The organism is Algorimicrobium echini, assembly GCF_900115185.1.
GTDB classification, from domain to species: Bacteria; Bacteroidota; Bacteroidia; order Flavobacteriales; family Flavobacteriaceae; genus Algorimicrobium; species Algorimicrobium echini.
The window spans coordinates 17,541-37,701 of record NZ_FOVN01000002.1 but is presented as its reverse complement, the minus strand read 5'-3'; the positions used below and the strand labels follow the sequence as shown (position 1 = coordinate 37,701).

Sequence of the window (20,161 nt, the reverse complement as noted above, 5' to 3'; positions counted from 1 at the left end):
TTTTTTACCGCTTTACGGGTAACCGTAATTATTATAAAAATAGCTTCTTTATATTTATCATTATGTAACAACGAGTTAAAAATTACGTAGTTCTACGTATTTTTTAGATTGATTTTAGTTTCTATTTTAGTTTCTATTTTAGAGATTTAAAATTAGTAGGAAATAACAAACTGCAATTTATTGATAAATTAAAAAAAACATGAGTTAAATAGGGATTCGACGAAATAAAAATGCTAAAAACTATCATAAATAAATTGAAATGCAATTTGATTAAATCACACATTTGTGATTTTGATAGTAACAACAAACAATTATACCACTTAACACTGATTTATAAAAACTGTAAAAAAATCTATATTAATGATGTTTTAGTTCCAAAACAAAACACATATTTAGTATCACCGTTTAAAGAATCTAATTCTGTAAAACTAAAACTTGTTGGCCTCTTTAATAATCAAACTCATTTTCTTGAGGTTGAAGCAAAACCAATAGATGTTAATTTACCTGATTTTGAAAGCCGTATTGTATTGAATTCTATACGAGCAATTAACACAATTTCACATAAAAGATTCAACCTATCCTCTTTAATTATTCAGAAATAGCTTCTTTACTCAAAAAAGTTAGAGAAGCCATTTTCAAAAAATATTACTAAACGACTAAAATTAGATTCCAGATTAATAAATCAAAACTATAACGCAACTAATATTATTAACCATTAATGAGCAATCAAACGTACCAAACCCCTAAACCATCTTGGATTATGAAGCTGTTTTGGAAAGCAGCAGGTGGAGATCAATTTATTTTAAAGCAAGCAACTTATAGCGACCAAATTAAATACTTCTGCCTAGGAGGGATTGTAGTTGCAACAGCCATAATGGCTGGTTTATCTGGAGGCTATGCTTTTTATACCATTTTTAAGCCAAAAGCTTCAGATGTTTCTGAACTTTGGGAAAAAACTGGTGGTACTGAAGGCATCAATAATCTTGTTGGATTTACAGAAAACACAGATATCCAAACAACACTAATAGCTTTGGTTTTCGGTCTTGTTTGGGGTTTAATTATTTATAATATAGACCGTTTTATTGTTACCAGTACAGGAACTGGCGATGGTAGTGAAGCAATTACTTGGGGAGAATTAAAAAGTGCTTTACCTAGAATTATTATGGGCTGTATTATTGCTATTTCTATTTCAAAACCATTAGAAATTAGAATTTTAAAAGGTGAAATAGATGCCAAACTACAGGTAAAACAAGAAAGATTGAAAGAGGATGCAGTAAAAACGATTGAAGAAAAGTATGTTTCTAGAATTTCTGAAAAAAATGCTGCCATTGCTAAATATCAACGAGAAATTGATAAGGCTGAAGAAGCCTACACGAATTCAGAAATTAATTTTAACGCTGAAATGGTCGACCCAACTGCGCCTGGATTTGGACCAGAAGCAAGACAATTAAAAGCTATAATGCAAGATAGAAAACTAGATAGAGACAATAGGCGATTAAGATTAGATCCTCTAATTGCTGATTTGAATATAGAAATTAAAGGTTATGTAGAAGCAAAAAACAAAGAGATAGATAATATTAGCGTTGGTTTATCTGGGTTAGATGGATTAGCAGAAAGAATAACAATAGCCGAAGAGGAGTATCCAACCGTTTCCATTTTCTTGATGCTTTTATTTTTAGCTATAGAACTTACCCCAATATTCTTTAAACTAATGCTTATTAAATCTCCTTACGATTATATGTCAAGCAACTACAAAGCATTAGAATTAGCACATAGTGGCATTTATATTGAAGAAGATTATTATGAAGATAAACAAGGTGTGCAAAGAGAATTAGTACGGTTTTTAAATGCAGAAAAAGAAATTCAGGAGAAAAAAGAATTTCACGATGCCCAAATTAGAATAACTAAATACGCAATCGAAAAATTTGAAGCCGCCGAGAAGAAGAAAATAGACGAAAAACCAGAGGATTTTATTAAGTATTCCTAAATGAAATTAAAATTTCTAGAACATAATAAATTTCTTTGGTGGTTTGCTGGTGAGGATCCATATATACTATCTGAATGCCGTAAAGAAACTAGGGTTAAATTCAGTATCATTGGGCTTTTCGTTCTGTTTGTTTTATTAATTACAGGTATAAGCTTTACTTATGGAGTTTACGAATTATTAGAATCGTACTATTTCGGATTACTAATAGGTATCTATTTTGCCTTTGTAATTCTATTTCTCTATTTGTTTATTCTACATACACTTACAAAAAATGTTTTACCTACTAAAGACACTAGTATAACTGGAAAAATTGGCTCTTACATAATTCGTATTGGTTTTTTAGTCTTTCTTGGTGTTATTGTGTCACAGCCTATAGAATATAGTATGTTTTCTAATAAGGTAGATTTTCTTTTAAATGAAAATATTGTAAAAGAAATAGAACAGAGAAACCTAAAGTTAAATAATGAATATGTATATAAATTAAAAGAAAGACAAGATCTAAACCTATCTGAAAATATTTTAAGTGATGAAGTTAGTAGATTTCAAAACGAGAAGAACGAAAGATTAAAAAACTACGTTGAATATCAATACTCAAGAAATTTTTTTATTAAAAAAATGATATTAATGGATACGAGTAAAGCTACTTGGTTCATATGGATTTTCTCGGGTGTTTTTATCCTCATTTTCATTTCTCCAGTACTAATTAAATCTCGAATAGCATTAAGTTCCAATTATTATAAAAATAAAAAAAGAATTCAAAGTGAACTTATATTAAAACATCATCAAAATTTTGTTGAAGAATACAATCAAATATTAAGAAAAAAATATGAAACTTTAAATTTATCTTGGAAAACTAAATACCAAGACCCTCCTTTTAATACAATAAAAATTAAAGGATTAGAATTACAAAACGATTCAGAATTCTCTAAATGGTTGCTCAATGAAAATAATTGAAACCGTAATCGTTTATGAAGACTACAATTATGTAGAAGGGAATTTAGAACTTAAATTTTCTGGGACTAGATTATCTGAAAAGAATGAGAAATTTTCAATAGAAAATATACTATCTACTAAACTTTATGTTACAAAAAAACATATTGCACCAAATATCCCTTTTGGTATAAATAGAGATCGGGTTTTTGCGCTGCAATTACCTTATACTATTCCAACCTATGTAACCGATAATGATAAACAATTAGCCTTTAACGCAAATTACGATAAGATTATTTGCGACGATAATTTTGTTACAGAAAATGGCGAGCTTAAAATTGATAGGTTTAACACGATAAAAGATCAAGGAAAAATATTTTCTACTCTAAATGTAACAGTTTATGGTCTTAAAAAGAATAAACGAGAAGAAGTTGAAAAGGTAACATTTTATGAATTATTTCCAAATGTTATAGGTGATGGCACCATAGAAATTAATCCTAAAAAAGAATATTATGCTATTGGGGAAAAAATTAAAATAAAAGCCAAACCAAATAAAAACGCTTCATTTATTAAATGGAAAGAAGATTTTAGTGAATTTGATACTGAAGAAGTCCATTTTGTAGTTGAAAAAGACACACGTTTTGAAGCTGTTTTTACCGAATTTCAAGCACAGCATACAACCAAGTTAGGCTCGATAATAGAAAGTGTAAAACAAGCTTACGGTTCCAATGCACGATTAGGAAACAACACTCCAGAAACAGAAAACGTTGGATGTTTAGAGTCGCTATTTGAGGGTATAGGTGTAATATTCCAAATTATTGGGTATCTCATTTATGCAGCAATTCTCATAGGCATATTGGTTGCATTAATTTCAGCTTTTGGTTGGTATAGTCTATGGATTATTGGTTTTTTTGTTGCATTATGGTTACTCCCAAAATTGTTTCAAGTTTTGGGGCGTTTTAATATTTTAGGTTATCTCTTTAATTTACTTTTTCTAGGAATTATTATTCTATCCATATATAATTTAACAACTATTACATCATCAAATTCAAGTAATAATTTTACACCACCAAACCCAACAGAAGTTCCTAAAACAATAGAAAAAGTAAAAGAAAATACATCGATAGATTATATTCATTTAGTTGAATGGAAAGATTTTGACGAGAATAATTACAGCACTTACTTAAAAGTAAATAGCGATTATGTTACTTATGAGAATAATGTTAAACAGTCTTTCCCATACTTAAGAACTGAACAAGATTATAATAGCTTACTAAATACATTGCATACCGAATCAGAAGAATCCTTATATTTTATCTATCAATCATTAGATTCTATAAAAGCTAAAAACACCATTTCGTATGAGAAATTTCCAGATGTTATCGTATCAATGATACAAAGCATTCCTTATTATGCGATATTAGATGATTCTTGTAACCCTTACGATTATCAGGATCAGTCTATTCGAGAGTTACTTCAAAATAATCCTTGTCAGGGATATATAAAGTACGGTATAAAATCGCCTGCTGAATTTTTAAAAGACTTAAAGGCAGATTGTGACTCAAGGACACTTTTACTTTATTCGCTCTTAAAACACTATAATTATGATGTTGCAATTTTTGGAAGTGATTATTACAAACATTCACTTTTAGGGATTCATATAACCAAAAATATTGCAGGATTAACATATAAAGTATCTAATGGAAAACGCTATTATTTATGGGAAACAACAAACACAGGATTTGAAATGGGTAGAATTTCAAAGCCAATACGAAACACTAATTATTGGACATTAAATTTAAAATAACAAACTATGGAAACATCAGAATTTTCAGTCATGCTAGTATTTATACTATTTTTTTATCTGGTATCATTAATCCTTTTAAATAGAGTTATTATTTATAAAGGATTTAAAACCTTTGCTTTAAAGGAAAACGAAATTAAGGACAAATTACCTTTTCTTCTGGCTGGTAATTTATCAATTTTCATTTCATTATTTATTTTAATAAAACCACTTGTTAACTTTATCTCATATCAAATTAACAATAAAGAAAGTCTATTTTATGTGTTTAGTGTTTGTTCGATTGTTTTCGTTTTAAACGTAATTTTACTTTTAATCTCATATATCTTAAGTAAGCTATTAATAACCTTTTTTATAAAAGCAAATAATGTTCTTATACAAGCCATTTTATGGCTAGTAATATCCACACTATTAATTGTGTTAACCAACGAGTTTTATAATCTAATAACAAGCACAGATGCGTTTAATATTTATTAGTATTGCCGTTATATTATGTTCTCTTACAAGTTGTAAAAGAGACAATAAATTACCTGAATACAACATAGAAGAATTTCAAAAAAAAGAGTATGACTCGGTTAAGAAGTTACTATCACTTTCGCGAACGTTTTATGAAAAAGAAGACTATGAAAATGCGATTTTAAATTTAGAAGATTTAATTAGTCGTTACGCTACTTACGACGAGACTCTTGAGGCACAAAAATTATTAGAAACTTCTAAAATAAGACTTATCATAATTAAAATTAATGAAGCAACAAACATTAAAACTATACTCATTTTAATTGAAAATAATATAAATCCTGAAATATCAATTGCCGCAAGCATTAAAATAGAAGAGCTTATTAAAAATGCTGAAGACATTAATGAATTAGAAGATTACGTAAATCAAAATAAGGTTAAAGAACATAATACTTTAGCTAACAATAAAATTTCCGAGTTAAAAGAAAAAGAAAAACAGGAAGCCTATGCTTCAGCTATTGAAAGCGAATCATCTAATCAATGGAAAAAATTCTTGGAGGATTATCCAGATCATCCAAAGAAAAATGACATTGAAAAAATAATTATTGCTCTCGAAGTCACTGAAATATTCGATGGCGAATACGGAGAGATTCCTGCTTCTGAACTACTAGGCTCTAGAAATAATAGCCAATCGGTAATGGATATAAAAAATGACACAAAGTACACATTAACTTTACGTTATAGTGGCCCAGATATTAAAAAAATAAGTATTCCTCCAAATCAAACAAAGACAATACATTTAAAAAGTGGCGTTTATAAAGTTGCTGCTTCTGTAAGTGCATCCAATGTTAGGAATTTTGCAGGAACAGAAAGCCTGTATGGTGAATATTCAAGTAGCTATTACATTTCAACTTTGACATATTAAATTAAATTAATTTATGAATAGAGTACTTAAAATCGTTTTAGCCATTTTGCTGTTTTTATGCTTATTGGATATGCCATATGGGTTTTATCAATTTGTACGTTTTATATCATTAATCGGCTTTGGAATCATGGCATACCAAGCAAATGGAGAAAACAAGAATACAGAAATGATTATTTACGGTGCACTTGCACTACTCTTTCAACCGTTTTTTAAAATAGCACTTGGTAGAGAAATTTGGAACATTGTGGATGTCCTTGTTGGTTTTTGGCTTATTATAAGTTTGTTCATTGACAGAACAAAAAAACAAATATAAAACCAGATCGCATCTATTAAACAGCTTGGGCATAAACACTCTTCCCACCACCATAATAACTGGAATAAATATGTTGGTACACATTGGCTGTTTTGATGCCTACTTCTTCGTCCGAATAAAAGTCTTGTGGTAAGTATAATAGATTATCATAAATAGCACTTTTAACTTGTGCTTTTATCTGTCTGCTTTCTCGCCAATTATCAATTTTTAGTTTTTCTGACTTTAAGGTTTCCAAGGTTTTTGTGGCTACTTTCTTAACAGCTTTTAGTTCTTTAGTGGACAATTCTTTACCTTCTTTTAGCAAATCGAATATCGCAAGTGTTTCTTGGTCGTTTAGTTCCTCCCGTACCACACGTTGTTCTTCAAAAGATAAATCTTGAATAAAAGTATTTAGATTATTAAAAGCATTTATGGTGTCCTCCAAGTTTTTCCCATTATTGTAAATATCTATGATTTCTTTGTAACGGTCGTAAAATTCAATACGTAGCGGATTTTCCTTTAACATCTGTTCCAAACGCTGTTCAATGGCATTTTGTAAATTAAAAACCAAGGTGTTTTTGCGTGGTGTTTTTGCAAAAGCTGCACGTAGCTTATCAAAATCTAATGAAGATAAATCGACATAAACATCATCCAGTGGTTCTTGAACGCCTGGATCTTGAATAACTATACTATCACTTACAATAGCTTGTAAGTCCATGATAATTTGTGTGACATCAGCAGCCTTGACATTCTGATTCAATGTCGTGTAAATGGCTTCAATAGCATTAAAATCTGACACGTGTTTCTTTAAGGTATCCGATGGAAACAACGCTTTATATTTTCTAAACACATTACGAGCCATCATTTCAAATGTGGTTCTGGTGGTTTCATTTAAACACACACAATCCACAGCATCTTTAATTTTAGCTATTTTGGACATGGGCTTTGCGTCTTTCAATTCTTGAAGTGAAAAATTCAATTCCTTTACATAAGCTTTGACATCTTTAATAGCTTGTTTCAATTCTACCTCAACATTTTCTATAGGCTCTACAGGACTTCCTGTTGGCTTTCCTTTACCTCCAGATTTACCACCTTCGCCATAAATAGAATAGGCCTGTTCCAATTGTTTATAAACATTCCCATAATCTACAATTAAACCATTTTCCTTTTCATCATCATACACACGGTTGGCTCTTGCTATGGTTTGCATTAATGTATGCCCTTTTATTGGTTTATCAAGATATACGGTAGAAACACAAGGTGCATCAAAGCCAGTTATCCACATAGCGCAAACAATGGCTAACCGAAACGGATTTTCTTCATCTTTAAATTCCTTTTCTAAATTCCGTTCCACTATTTTTCGGCGATGCACCTCAATATCTAAATTCATTTTTTTGAATTTATCTACTTCATTTTGCTCACTACTTACCACCACACAAACTTCGGTTTCCTTAACCTTGTTATATTTACGTCTTAACTCTTGCGCTTCTTGTTGGTCTTCAGCGTTTTTAATACGCGTTTCCAGTTCTTTTAAATAGTCAGGCCAATATTTCATAATAAGCTGATACATTCTTATAGCCGTTGGTTTATCCAGAGCCACATACATAGCTTTACCTTGATATCCACGTTCGTTAAAATGCCAAACTAAATCTTTCGCAATAGCATCTAATCGTGCTTCTGCTGTTAGAACCGGATAATCACGACTAAACAGATATTCTAATTTCTTTTTTTGGTCATCGTCTAAATCTTCATTTTCGAAAACATCAGCCATTTTTTCATCCAATTCGGGATTTGTAATGTCCAGCTTTTCACCACGATTTAAATAACGTAACGGCAAAGTGGCTTCATCTTCAATAGCACGTTTAAAATCGTAAACCGACACATATTCACCAAAAATATTTTTAGTTAACTCCTCCTCTTCTTTAATAATGGGCGTTCCCGTAAATCCTAAATAAGACGCATTTGGCAAACCATGAAAACGCATATTTCGCGCGTAAGTTCCTGATTGGGTTCTATGCGCTTCATCACTAATAACGATCACATTTTTACGATCCGTAATTAAAGGATATTCACTTTCTAATTTCGGGTCTATAGAGAATTTATGAATCAAGGTAAAGACATAGCGGTGATTTTCAGATAATAACTCCCGTAAATGCTCACGTCCTGTCATGCCTTTTTTCTTTCCAGCAATCACATTTTTATCATTAACCACACCAACACCAGAAAAGGTATCATATAACTGATTTTCCAATTCCGTTCTATCTACAGCAATTAAAAACGTGTATGAACCACCTAATTTGCGATGAATCTTTTCACATAAAAACACCATGGAATATGATTTTCCAGAACCTTGCGTATGCCAAAACACACCCAACTTCCCTTCTAAATCTTCAATGTTGTTTACATTTCCAATGACTTTGTTCACACCAATATATTGGTGGTTTTTAGCCATTAATTTCACCACATCGCCATGAGAATCGTCAAATAATAAGAAGTTCTCAAAAATATCCATCAAGCGCTTTTTGTCACAAGTACCTCGAAGCATGGTATCTAAACTGACTTCGCCCTCTTCAGCTTCTTCAATACGTTTCCAGTCTAGAAAATACTTGTATGGGCTGGTAATGGTTCCAACTTTGGCATCCATACCATTACTTAAAATAACAAATGCATTGTTATGAAATACCTGTGGAATGGTGTCTTTATAATCCTTTAAATTATCTGAATAGGCATGACGTAAATCTTGATGATGGGCTTTTAATTCAAAAAACACAAGCGGAATACCATTTACAAACCCAATAATATCTGGTCGTCTTAAATAGAGCTCTCCTAAAACTTCTAATTGGCGTACTGCCAAAAAGTGATTGTCTTGATAATTATTAAAATTAAAAACGGTGAGCTTGGTTTTTATAAGCTCGCCTTCTTCATTGGTATAACTAACAGGAACCCCATTTTTAAGTAAGTCACTTTTTTCTTTATTGATGCTGCCTAATGTTTGGTCTGCTACGTTTTGAGTAATTCTATCTATAGCTTGCTGATAGGCTAATTCTGGATGATTAGGATTTATTTTTTTAAGCGATTGTAATAAGTAACGTGTTAATACCACCTCGCTTTTATCTTCCCTACCTAACAACCCAAGGTCTCCAAAAGATTCGTTATGCCAAGCACTAACAACTGCCCAACCCAATTCTTCTAAAACCTCTTGGGTTGCCAATTCTATTAAACCGTCTTCGGAATATTCGTAGCTCATAATCTTACTAATTTTTTTAAACGGGTTTGATAGGCTTGTGTATAATTTCGTTTTGATTTGTCATCTAAAAACGAAGCGTTAATAAGTGTTAACACAGCGTCTTGCTTAGAGGTTAGCTCTTTAATTACTTTTTCTGCTTGTTTTTTTGAAATTCCAGCATGTTCAGCTAAAACATGGAACTGTTCATTATCTTTTCCTTGTGCTAAATTTGGTGGCAATAAACCATCATCTAATGCAAAATCTTTATCGTCTATATGTAATCTACTATTTAACAAATCGTAAGCAGGACTTAATTTAAAATCTCCTAAAGGTGTTTCTATTAATGAAAAGTTTTTATAATGTGCATCACCATTAGAAAACAGATAATTAAAAAGAATGAGCTTAAACAATTTGATGGATTCTACAGTATAAGCAGGTGTGTACTTTTTTAATATCGGGAAAAGTTCCAAATAATTGCCTACATACTTAAAATCTTCACCATGTGTTTGTGGTGTTCTACCAGCTAACGAAGCAAAATCTTCTTGAGCCCATTTAGCACCATCATCTTTAACATCAAAACGTTTGGTAATATAGGCTGGATCACCGTTTTTAAAAAATATAAGCGCATTTTCTGCGGTTTCCATAGCAAATACCTGTCGTGCAATTTGCATGGTTACCTGTTCGTTTGCTGGCATTTGGCTGGCATTTTTACCAACATTTGGGATTGGTTTTAAAATGTATTGCCCTTGTTCACCTTCTTCTATTAAGCGTATTTTATTTTTTTCTAATAAGACCGAAAATTTTTCTTGCACACCAGAAATAGACATGCGTTTTCTATTTTCTGTAAACAAAACATTGGTATCTTCATTACTTGCTGGTGAATCATACGGTAATATTGGACTTACTTTTTTTCCTTGAAACACGCGTTTTAAGGCTGTGTTACTATAGCTGCTATGACCTTCTTTAAGCGTTCCTGGACAATAATTGAGTTTTGGTACAGCCATTAAATGTCTAGTTTTTTAATTTGAATAGCTCCAATAGTATCATATCTCGCCGTAGTTATTAAGATCCCAAAATGGTCTTTGGTATCTATACGATTCTCAAAACAAACCGTTTGCTTATTAGAACCTTCTGGTAACATATTATAAAAAAAAGGAAATAAATAGGTGGATTTATATTCTTGTTGTATTTTAGGTAAGGTTAAACTAATGGCTGGTTTATTAGTATCATGAAACCATTGGTCATTATAGGTAAACACGAAACTACCATCGTCTAACTGCGTTAATAAACCTGCAGCTTCTTTTTTGTAGATTACTTGAGCTTGTCTCATTATTTAGCAGTTACATCTTTAACAGCAAAAGTTAATTCCATACCTAATGCATTGCCTAGTTTACTTAGGGTTTCTAGGGTTGGATTACCTTTACCACTTTCAAATTGCTTTAGTGTACGTAACCCAACACCCGAAAGATCTGCCAATAGTTCTTGGGTAACATTAAGCATCTCTCTACGTGCTTTTACCGTTTCTATTAATGTTTCATAGTGCATTATATGGCTCTTTTTATGTAAATATATACAATTTTATTGAATAATAATAAAATAAGTGTATTTTAAAGCACTATTAGGGTGATTTTATGATTTATTACGATTAAATTACATATATAGTGCGTTTTAATGCACTATATATAATGAAATTGATATCTATCTAACGCTTATAATACATCTTGGGTTATGTAATCTATTAAACCGTCTTCGGAATATTCCTAGCTCATAGTTTTAATTAAAATTAATTAAGCCAATCATTAAATTGCTCACTTATCCTTTCTTGCCATTTCTTTATATTGTTTTCTACTTCAATAGTAATGACACTACATTCTTTATCTAATGGATTACTAGAAACTGGATGCAAAAACAATCCATTTCGTTTTTCATTTTTAATTCCAGGATATACCAAAGCTACTTTTTTAGTTTGATAATATTCATGATAAACATACATTTGTCTTAAATCATCAGGTGAAGGATTATATCCATTCAAATTCTTCCATTTTGTATCTAAAATAATACTTTCTCCTCCATTTTCTATCCAAATATCTGGTTTCATTCTAGAACGATTTCCTTTTTCTGGTTTCCAAAAGTATTTAGTTGTTTGAGCAGTTATTCGTGACTGATTTTTTTTATGTTTTCGTAAACTTTTAAATATGAATTTCTCCCATAATAAATTCATATCAAACATTAAAGCCAACACATTATTTCTACCTTTACTTATGTCTGGATGATACTGTAAAAGCAAAAGTTTAGCTATTTCTATTCCTTTTTTATAACGTTCAGTTTTCCTATTAAAAACCAAATCATTAAAAGTAGATTCGTTCACTTTAATATCTGGCATTTCAGGAAAATTCAATAATAAAGAACCAATTCTGCTTTTTAATAAAGCATTAGTATTTATTTGTTTTATGAGTTGAATAGCTTTGTAAAGAATAAAATGCAATTGATGCTCTACATCATAAGTTGTATGACGAACATAAAATCGCTCTTGATGGGTTATATTATGTTGAATGTGTTTACTATACTGCAAACTACCTTTTAATGCAGACACATTACCTTCTTTTTTTCTGTATTTTTTAACTAAACCAGAATGCAATAAATATTCAACTTCTTTGATAAATAGTTCAAAATACAAATCCAGTATTGTATTAGGTTTTATTTTTAAATGACTTGAACTTGTTGATTTAATATTAAAACCACCAACCGCGCGCATCATACCTATTAAAATATCACGCCATTTATTTTCTTCTACTTTAGAATTTGAATTTTTATCAGCTTTTGGTAAAACCTCAATAAGTGTTTTACCTATTTGAATAACACCAACATATTCGTTAAACTGAACACCTTTATGAATTAGTTTAAAAAAAGGAATTCCAGAACCATAATAATGCTGTAAGGCTTTAAATTGGTCTTCCGAAATTCGTTTTTCACCTTTATCCAAACTTAGAACTTCATGTTCAAAAACGACAATATGTTTATGTGTTTTATGCAATAGAACCTTTCATTAAGAGTTGAATGGCTTTATCAAAAGACATCTCAACATCACCAATTTTATAATTGTGATTACTATTTCTGTAATCTATAATCTCATAAATATCTCTTTCTTCAAAATCACTACTACTTTCGTGATCAAAATCTGCAAAAGCTTCAGTGTTTTTATTCCATTCTTTTTTATTTACAAAACCTTTACCTAGAACTAATCCTATTTTTCCAAAATCTCCAAAGAAGTATTCTTGTAATAATGGAATGATATTTTTGTAAAATGCTTTTAATATCTCTTCTACTTCATTTTTTCCATCTTCTACAATAAAATAAGAATGACCAATAGTATGATCTTTATCCAATAGTTTTTCAATACGATTATTGATTGTTTTAAGAAGTCTAGAAGCGTTGTAATTATAAATTGTGTAATCTAATTGACTAAGACTGTAATCTGGTGGCATTTCTTCAAAACTAAAGCGTCTTCTTAATGCAGTATCTAATGCTTCAACACTTCTGTCTGCTGTATTCATAGTGCCAATAATATAAAGGTTTGGTGGCACACCAAAAGATTCTTTGCTATACGGAAGTGTTACTTCTAGAGATTCGTCGTTACCTAAGCGCTTATCCTCTTCTATAAGTGTAATTAATTCTCCAAATATTTGAGATACATTACCACGATTGATTTCATCTATAACTAAAACATATTTTTTCTCTTCTTTTACCTCAAACTCTGTTGGTTGAAAAGATTTTAGCTTTTTCAGTATTGCTGGATAATAAATACCAACTCCTGTTGTTCTCACTTTTCTTCTATCATAAAAATAATCTCTTAATGTAGAAATACTTAATGTATGATCTATACTACCACTTGCTTTTTTAAACTGAATCGAAGATTTAGTAAATCCAATAATAGTATATTCCTTTCCTTCTGTTTTCATTGGGAATTTCATATCTTTATCCTCTTCCCAATTTTCTTTTAAACTATTAAAAGCATCATCAAATGACAATTCATCCTCCTCTGCAGAATTGGCATTTAACCAATTTTCTTTGGCTAATGTGCACATGTTTTTAAAGATACCTGGAAGCGTTTCATAGATTACTTTGTTCTTTGAAGTTACTACTGGTTTTATACCTTCTATAAAATCTTCGTAAGTCATACTTTGATGAAAAGTTACAAAAGCTATTTGTCCAGATGGGTTTTCCCAATCATTAATTAAAAGATCATCAAACCTAGTTGTTAAATCAAATCTCGTTTCTTTTTTTAAATCCGTGTCAATAACATCCTCAACAATTGAAAGTGCTTTATTTATTGTATGATATGTTTTTCCAGTTCCTGGTGGTCCAAAAAGAATTTGATTTAAAGGTGAATCCATATATTTTGTATTTGTGTATGAAGTTGTTGGTGTTGTATTTCTTCCATCAATAAATTCTACATTAAAATAAGGCACAAATAGAAGTTGATTAGCTTCATTCAAATCTTTACTTTTAACTTTAAAAAATGAAGTATTGCCACTCGGGTAGATAGCTCTGGTATCATCTAGTTGAATAGCACCTTTTTTAATTGGCTCTTGTATCATTTCTATCTCTCTAAACAACCAACCCTCTTCATTATTAATAATTTCCTTTGGAATATATTCACATTTATTTGATATGATTTTGGCAATACCAATTAACTCATCTCCTCCTAAAGTTATATAAACATAATCTCCATTTTTTAAATTGTTTTTAAATTTATCGCCACGTCCTTTTCCAGTGCTTTCATGAATAGTAATCCAATTATTTTGCTTTAAAGATTCTATAACATGTTTGTTTTTGTTTGCTTTAAAAGAGCCATGTGATATTTTATAAAGTCCAGCCCCATTTAAGTCAATTGTTTTTATATTTGGACTAGTCATATTCTCATTGTTTATTTCTTCTTTAATTTTATTTTTAACTTCTTCACGAATTGGTGCCCAATCCAATATAGATTTAGTTAGTTCTTTCCAATCTGGATTTAAATTGTTTATTTTAAAAATTAAGTTATCCGTAAAACCTAATCTATCAAACATCTCTTTAACAACAACTTTCTTAACTCTTCCTAATCCTGCAGTTAAATTGTAAGATTCAAAAAGTTGTCCAAAATCACTATCGTTTTTATAGACTTGTATATTCGTTAATTGCATATTGTATAACTGACCAGGAATTTGATAACTTTCAATAACCAATATGCTTTTATTACTAGGAATACTTCTTAATATATATTCTTTAGTTTTTTTATTATTTTGAAATTTAAACCCGTCTTCACCTTGCCAAGAACCACCAGGTGTCCCGAATGCATCAGTAGTTTTACCTAAATAATTCCAATTCCCTATGCTAGAATCAATTTTTAAATTTTCAAGAAATTTTAAAAGCCCTATAGCTAACTTATTATGTTCCATATATTAGTTAAGTTTTTTATAAATATCGCTTTCCTCCGCAACCATACCCAAACTATCATTGCCTTCGACAAGCTCAAGCAACGGGTTGTAGGTGGCTGAGCTTGCCGAAGCCACATCTATCATCCCACTCATTAACCGTGGTAACAATATATCACGCGCTTCTTTTAAGTGTTGGTTTTGTATAGTTAAGTTTTTAATTTGTTTATCTATAATAGTAGCTAAATCATTAAATTTTATATTAATTTCTTCTGAAGCATGAATTATTTTAATTCTTTCAACATCTTTTTTAGTTACAGAATTATAGATTGCTCCTCCTCCCATAAGGTTATCTTCATAAAAGATATTTTGAAGTTGATATAATAGAAAACTATTCCAACCTTTTTTATGATTTATAGAAGCCAATCCTCGCCCAATAATTAATTTTTCAATAGCAATATTAAGTCTTCCAACAGGTGCACGCACACTAAACAAAATAGAATCTTCTTCTGCTATTCTATTGCCTTGTGTTGACCATGAATAATTTATTGGAAATCTAAAACCATAATCCTTTACGCCTTGATGAAATGGTAATCCAATTTCTTCATTATTATAGAATTCTGATTTAGGGCTTTGTCCCATAACTAAATTAGCACATTCAACCAATTTCACTTTCTCCCATCCAACAGGCAACCCACTTACCTCATCAAAATCCGTATTCTCATAACCAGGAAATTTAAAGCGTACAAACCACTCTGTGTAGGTGAGTTGTGCTTGTTCTTCTAATAATTTTATGCGTTTTAGGTTGTTTTCTATTAAATCATCATAAGCCGATAACATGGAGGCTATTTTGCGCTGGGTTTTTAGTGGTGGAAGATTGATTTTTATTCGTTTAACTCCATCAATTGTTAATGCTTTTTGCGCCGCACCAATCATCATGGATTCGATGGTTTTTTGTCCTAATTCTGACCTCAAATAATACTCTAAATACTCTGATGATAATTCATTTGAAAAATCTTTCATCCAAATCAAATTTCCATCTTTAAAATAGAAATCATAATCTTCTCGAACTAGATAGGCAATACCTGATCTATTTCCTACGGAAGATAAAAGAATATCACCTTTAATTGGTGCTCCAAATTTACTCTTAAAATCATTAAATTTTTTTTCAGATATATAGATTTCATCTCCAGTAAACTGGTTTAATGCTTTATGTATAATTTCTTTTGAACGATAGAAAGGAATGCCTTTTTTTACATAATCATTTGCAAAAACCCTTTTACTAGATAAAACTTTACAATAATCTCCTATTTTAGCTTTTTTCCAACCTTCCCTCATAACTTCACCGATTTAGAGTTCCCTTCGACAGGCTCAGGCAACGGATTATTGGTGGCTGAGCTTGTCGTTTCTTCGGTGGCTGAGCTTGTCGAAGCCACCATAACATCAGGAAACTGCGTATAATTTTTAGCCAACTGAACCAACTTACCAAAATCACCATTTATTAATGCTTCTTTCTTTTTACGAGACCAGCCTTGCTCTTGTTTTTCTCTATAAAAAGCGTCGTCAACGCGTTGAAATTCTTCTGTATAAAGTAATTTAACAGGTAATCGTTTTTTTGTATGGTTTGCACCTTCTCCATTTTGGTGTTGTTGTATTCTCAACTCCAAATTATTAGTGCTTCCTGTATAATAAGAGCCATCACTACATTCTAAAATATACATCCAACCTTTCCTCATAACTTCACAGACTGTATTTGTTCCATTAAACTATTGGCTTCGGTATTGAGTTGTGCTAATTCGGTATGAATTTCTGCCATACGTGTTTGGTAGTCAAAATCCATATCAATGTCAATCTTTACACCTACGTAGCGTCCTGGTGTTAGGCTGTAATCTTGTTCTTTAATTTCTTCTAGTGTGGCTATTTTGCATAGGCCTTCTACGTCTTGGTATGTTCCTTTTGGGAAGTGTTGGTTTAGCCAATCGTTCTCTTGGTGAGATTGCTTCGTTGTACCTCCTCGCAATGACGCTTGGGTGGACAATGACATATTATTTCTAAAAGAATTCATAATGGCGGTTAGGCCTTCTAATTGGTCATCATCAAAATCGTTGATGGTGGTGCTCACTTTTCTAAAGGTGTTTCTGGCATCAATCATTAAAATTTTGTCTTTGTTTTCTTTGGTTTTTCCTTTGTTAAAAAACCACACATGGCACGGAAGAGAACGCGTGTAGAAAAAGTTGTTGCTAATGGCTACAATACATTCTACATCGCCAGATTCTATGAGTCTTTGGCGGATTAGTTTTTCGGCATTTCCTGCATCGGTTGCTGAACTTGCCATAACAAAACCTGCGCGTCCTGTTGCGTTTAAATACGAATGGAAATACTGCATCCATAAATAGTTTCCGTTGCTAATGGTGCCTTTTCCTGTAAGTGGTGCTCCAAATGGTAAACGCTCATCATCTGCTAGAAATTTATTCTTCGCATCAATTTTATCGACATTAAATGGTGGATTCGCCATGACAAAATCGCACTTTCCTGTTAAGTTATGCGGATTGGTGTAAAAGCTATTGCTTTCTATAATTTTCCCTTCAATACCATGAATGGCTAGGTTCATTTTAGCTAAACGCGTGTTGTTGCTTTTTAACTCGGTACCATAAACCGTAATAGCTTCGTTAACGCTTTTGTTTTCATGGTCTTTTATAAAATGAGCCGTTTGTACAAACATACCTCCAGAACCACAAGCTGGATCGTGTACAATACCATGATTGGGTTGTATAAAGTTTACAATAAGGTTTACCAAAGATGGTGGTGTAAAAAACTCACCGCCTTCTTGCGCTCCAGCACCTTGCATGGAGAATTTCATTAAGAAAAACTCGTAAATACGTCCAAACACATCGCCTTTGGCATGTTTTACAGCGTCTTTATTAAAGACGCGTACTAAATCACGCAATAGTTTATCATCAAACTCTTGGTAGCTTTTTGGAAGAATACCTTCTAAATCTGGATATTCGGCTTCAATAAGCTTCATAGCATTGTTAATGGCTTCTGCTATGTTTTCGGCTTCAGGTAAATCTGCTAAGTAATCGTATTTTGCTTTTTCAGGCAGCATAATAGCACCTGCTGCTGTGTAATCTTCCTTACGTGCTTCTCGCTTTTCTTTGGTACGCGGGTTTATTGGCAAGTTGTTATGCACTTCTATTTTAGCGTCTTCATATCTGTTTTGTGCAAAACGCAGTAATACTAGACCTAATAATGGGTCTTTGTACTCGGCTGCGGTTAGTTTGGAATTGGCTCTTAAATCGTCGGCTGCATCCCAAAGTTCGGTTTCAAGTTGCTTTATATTTTGATGGGTCATATTGGTATTTCAATTAAAAGCTTAAAAATAGTATTAATATTAAGTTTAAGCTAATCAAGATTGCATTTTACTAGCAATTATAACACGTTGAAATTCGTGATGTATCCAATTTAATTATTCCGGGATATCTTTTCTTACTGATTCCCGTAAGTTGCTTACATGGAATGCTATTTTTTTTGCCTTACGGTTTACCGTATGGAAAGCTTGGTTATGGGTTATAATTTTATATCATCATTAGTGGAACTATAGAAATTTAATAGATAATCGTTTTTTTTTAAATTAAAACAGTGTATATGAAAAAACATATTATTCACTTTTCAACTTTTATACTTCTTTTTACAATTTCAAGCCAGACAGGTTTTGCTCAAATTGGTCAAACGAGAGCCGATATTATTGAAGATAAAGGAACAAACTATGAAGCTGGAATTACGGATGACGGAACGAAATATATAGTGTACAAAAAAGTGTTTACCACAGAGCCAAGTGGCACTTTTACGAGGCATAAAGTAATTTATTTTATAATTTTAGATAATGGTAAAGAGGTTTGTCACATATGGAAACATCTGGAACCTGCTTCCGAAACGAATGCGAATGTAGCTTATTTAAAAAAACATATGGTTGAAATTGACTATATGACATGGAAAGATTATGAAACCAACATAATTTATAAGATTGAAGTAGATGATGGACTCTGCGTGACGACCGTTTCATATGATTTTGATAAACAATAATACGCACATTTTTCAAAGAATATAAAACTTAAATATATGATTAGACAGTTACTTTTCTTTTGCACATGGTTCATTACAACAATCACATTTGGACAAACCCTACATTTATATGGCGGTAGTGGTCATGATGTATATTTAGGCTGCTTAAACTGCAATAGTTATGACCAGGATTCCATTTGGAACGAATACGGCACCTATGGAAACAGTTATAATGCCAATTCTATCTGGAATGCTTACGGAACTTACGGTAATAGTTACAACGCATATTCTCCATGGAATTCGTACTCAAACACACCACCTGTTGTAGTTGATAAAGACGGTAATTTTTATGGTTATTTTACACTCAATGAATACAAAGCCAAACGAGCAGATTTTAATTTAGCCTTAACAATTTACAAATACCATGATCAAATTAAAAATGACGTAGGTGCTTGGTATGATAAGATTTTTGAATAATATAGTATAACAGAGCCAATTATTTACATCTATAACAGAAACCAAATTATGAAAAAACTACTTTTTATTTATTTCAGCTTTACAACCGTATTATTCTCCCAGAATATAGAGTCTACTACTCGAAAATTTATTGATGAAGCACAATTTACCCGAATCAATAAAGATTGGACAACCATTGCTGAATTTAAATCTGGAATTAATGAACACGTGTACTTTTATCCTATTGAAGTTATTGATTTAAAGTCAGGCAAAACAGTTAACGCGTTACAGTTAGATATGTTCATTAAAAATCCTGATGTGTTTAAAACTGCTTGGATTGGATTAGATGAAATTGAAGAATTTGTTGGTTTTATTGAAGACAATGTGATTCCGAATTTAGAATTACGGTATAAAGACAAGTCTTCAGAATTTATTTTTAAAGCTAGAGAAATGACGCTGTCTTATTTTGTTCACGAAAAAAATAGGCGGCTTACCATTAAACTAAATAGTTATGATGATGATCCAATTAAAAACTATACGTTTTGGACAGAAACACAAGTAGATAAAATACCTAGACTTTTAGAAATATTAAAGAAAATAAAGTAATCTTTT

The 20,161-nt window shown here is 31.3% G+C and carries 18 protein-coding genes; 9 read left to right on the top strand and 9 right to left on the bottom strand.

Annotated features, from left to right (window positions below; genetic code table 11):
- Positions 1 to 266: 266 nt before the first annotated feature.
- From BM239_RS06290 to BM239_RS06260, 6 genes are all read left to right on the top strand, one after another.
- Positions 267 to 602: a hypothetical protein gene (locus tag BM239_RS06290; protein ID WP_143094897.1), complete on the top strand. Its 336-nt coding sequence runs from the start codon at positions 267 to 269 to the stop codon at positions 600 to 602.
- Between the two features lie 116 nt (positions 603 to 718).
- Positions 719 to 1,987, top strand: coding sequence for a DUF4407 domain-containing protein (locus BM239_RS06285; RefSeq protein WP_092206829.1), 1,269 nt, complete (start codon positions 719 to 721; stop codon positions 1,985 to 1,987).
- Positions 1,988 to 2,941 carry a DUF4407 domain-containing protein gene (locus BM239_RS06280; RefSeq protein WP_092206828.1) on the top strand — a complete coding sequence of 318 codons (954 nt, stop codon included), beginning with the start codon at positions 1,988 to 1,990 and terminating at the stop codon, positions 2,939 to 2,941.
- Positions 2,928 to 4,724: a DUF2304 domain-containing protein gene (locus BM239_RS06275; protein WP_092206827.1), complete on the top strand. Its 1,797-nt coding sequence runs from the start codon at positions 2,928 to 2,930 to the stop codon at positions 4,722 to 4,724. Before BM239_RS06280 ends, BM239_RS06275 begins: the two co-directional genes overlap by 14 nt.
- A gap of 451 nt (positions 4,725 to 5,175) precedes the next feature.
- Complete coding sequence (locus BM239_RS06265) at positions 5,176 to 6,099, top strand: outer membrane protein assembly factor BamD (RefSeq protein WP_092206825.1); 924 nt, start codon at positions 5,176 to 5,178, stop codon at positions 6,097 to 6,099.
- Positions 6,100 to 6,112: 13 nt separating this feature from the next.
- Complete coding sequence (locus BM239_RS06260) at positions 6,113 to 6,412, top strand: DUF6804 family protein (protein WP_092206824.1); 300 nt, start codon at positions 6,113 to 6,115, stop codon at positions 6,410 to 6,412.
- 16 nt (positions 6,413 to 6,428) lie between these two features.
- Here the strand turns inward: BM239_RS06260 and BM239_RS06255 are convergent, their stop codons facing one another.
- The 9 genes from BM239_RS06255 to BM239_RS06215 all read right to left on the bottom strand — a co-directional run bounded on the left by BM239_RS06255 (position 6,429) and on the right by BM239_RS06215 (position 18,383).
- Positions 6,429 to 9,638, bottom strand: coding sequence for a type I restriction endonuclease subunit R (locus BM239_RS06255; protein ID WP_092206823.1), 3,210 nt, complete (start codon positions 9,636 to 9,638; stop codon positions 6,429 to 6,431).
- Positions 9,635 to 10,621 carry a type II toxin-antitoxin system HipA family toxin gene (locus BM239_RS06250; RefSeq protein WP_092206822.1) on the bottom strand — a complete coding sequence of 329 codons (987 nt, stop codon included), beginning with the start codon at positions 10,619 to 10,621 and terminating at the stop codon, positions 9,635 to 9,637. The genes BM239_RS06255 and BM239_RS06250 overlap by 4 nt, the downstream gene beginning before the upstream one ends.
- Positions 10,621 to 10,947: a HipA N-terminal domain-containing protein gene (locus tag BM239_RS06245; protein ID WP_092206821.1), complete on the bottom strand. Its 327-nt coding sequence runs from the start codon at positions 10,945 to 10,947 to the stop codon at positions 10,621 to 10,623. Before BM239_RS06245 ends, BM239_RS06250 begins: the two co-directional genes overlap by 1 nt.
- Positions 10,947 to 11,162, bottom strand: coding sequence for a helix-turn-helix domain-containing protein (locus BM239_RS06240; protein WP_092206820.1), 216 nt, complete (start codon positions 11,160 to 11,162; stop codon positions 10,947 to 10,949). The genes BM239_RS06245 and BM239_RS06240 overlap by 1 nt, the downstream gene beginning before the upstream one ends.
- Positions 11,163 to 11,400: 238 nt before the next feature.
- Positions 11,401 to 12,651, bottom strand: a complete 1,251-nt coding sequence (locus BM239_RS06235) for an McrC family protein (protein WP_092206819.1) — start codon at positions 12,649 to 12,651, stop codon at positions 11,401 to 11,403.
- Complete coding sequence (locus BM239_RS06230) at positions 12,644 to 15,055, bottom strand: McrB family protein (protein ID WP_092206818.1); 2,412 nt, start codon at positions 15,053 to 15,055, stop codon at positions 12,644 to 12,646. The genes BM239_RS06235 and BM239_RS06230 overlap by 8 nt, the downstream gene beginning before the upstream one ends.
- A 3-nt stretch (positions 15,056 to 15,058) precedes the next feature.
- Entirely contained in the window at positions 15,059 to 16,369 is a 1,311-nt protein-coding gene (locus BM239_RS06225) for a restriction endonuclease subunit S (RefSeq protein ID WP_092206817.1), read from the bottom strand.
- A complete protein-coding gene (locus BM239_RS06220) occupies positions 16,366 to 16,767 on the bottom strand; it encodes a GIY-YIG nuclease family protein (RefSeq protein WP_092206816.1) in 402 nt (133 codons plus the stop codon). The genes BM239_RS06225 and BM239_RS06220 overlap by 4 nt, the downstream gene beginning before the upstream one ends.
- On the bottom strand, positions 16,764 to 18,383 hold the full coding sequence (locus BM239_RS06215; protein ID WP_092206815.1) for a type I restriction-modification system subunit M: 1,620 nt from the start codon (positions 18,381 to 18,383) through the stop codon (positions 16,764 to 16,766). The genes BM239_RS06220 and BM239_RS06215 overlap by 4 nt, the downstream gene beginning before the upstream one ends.
- 293 nt (positions 18,384 to 18,676) lie before the next feature.
- Between BM239_RS06215 and BM239_RS06210 the strand changes: the two genes are divergently transcribed.
- From BM239_RS06210 to BM239_RS06200, 3 genes are read left to right on the top strand one after another with little or no spacing between them, the layout of a single operon-like run.
- On the top strand, positions 18,677 to 19,114 hold the full coding sequence (locus BM239_RS06210) for a hypothetical protein (protein ID WP_092206814.1): 438 nt from the start codon (positions 18,677 to 18,679) through the stop codon (positions 19,112 to 19,114).
- 36 nt (positions 19,115 to 19,150) lie between these two features.
- Entirely contained in the window at positions 19,151 to 19,570 is a 420-nt protein-coding gene (locus BM239_RS06205; RefSeq protein ID WP_092206813.1) for a hypothetical protein, read from the top strand.
- Positions 19,571 to 19,618: 48 nt separating this feature from the next.
- Positions 19,619 to 20,155, top strand: a complete 537-nt coding sequence (locus tag BM239_RS06200) for a hypothetical protein (RefSeq protein WP_092206812.1) — start codon at positions 19,619 to 19,621, stop codon at positions 20,153 to 20,155.
- The last annotated feature ends 6 nt before the right edge of the window (positions 20,156 to 20,161 follow it).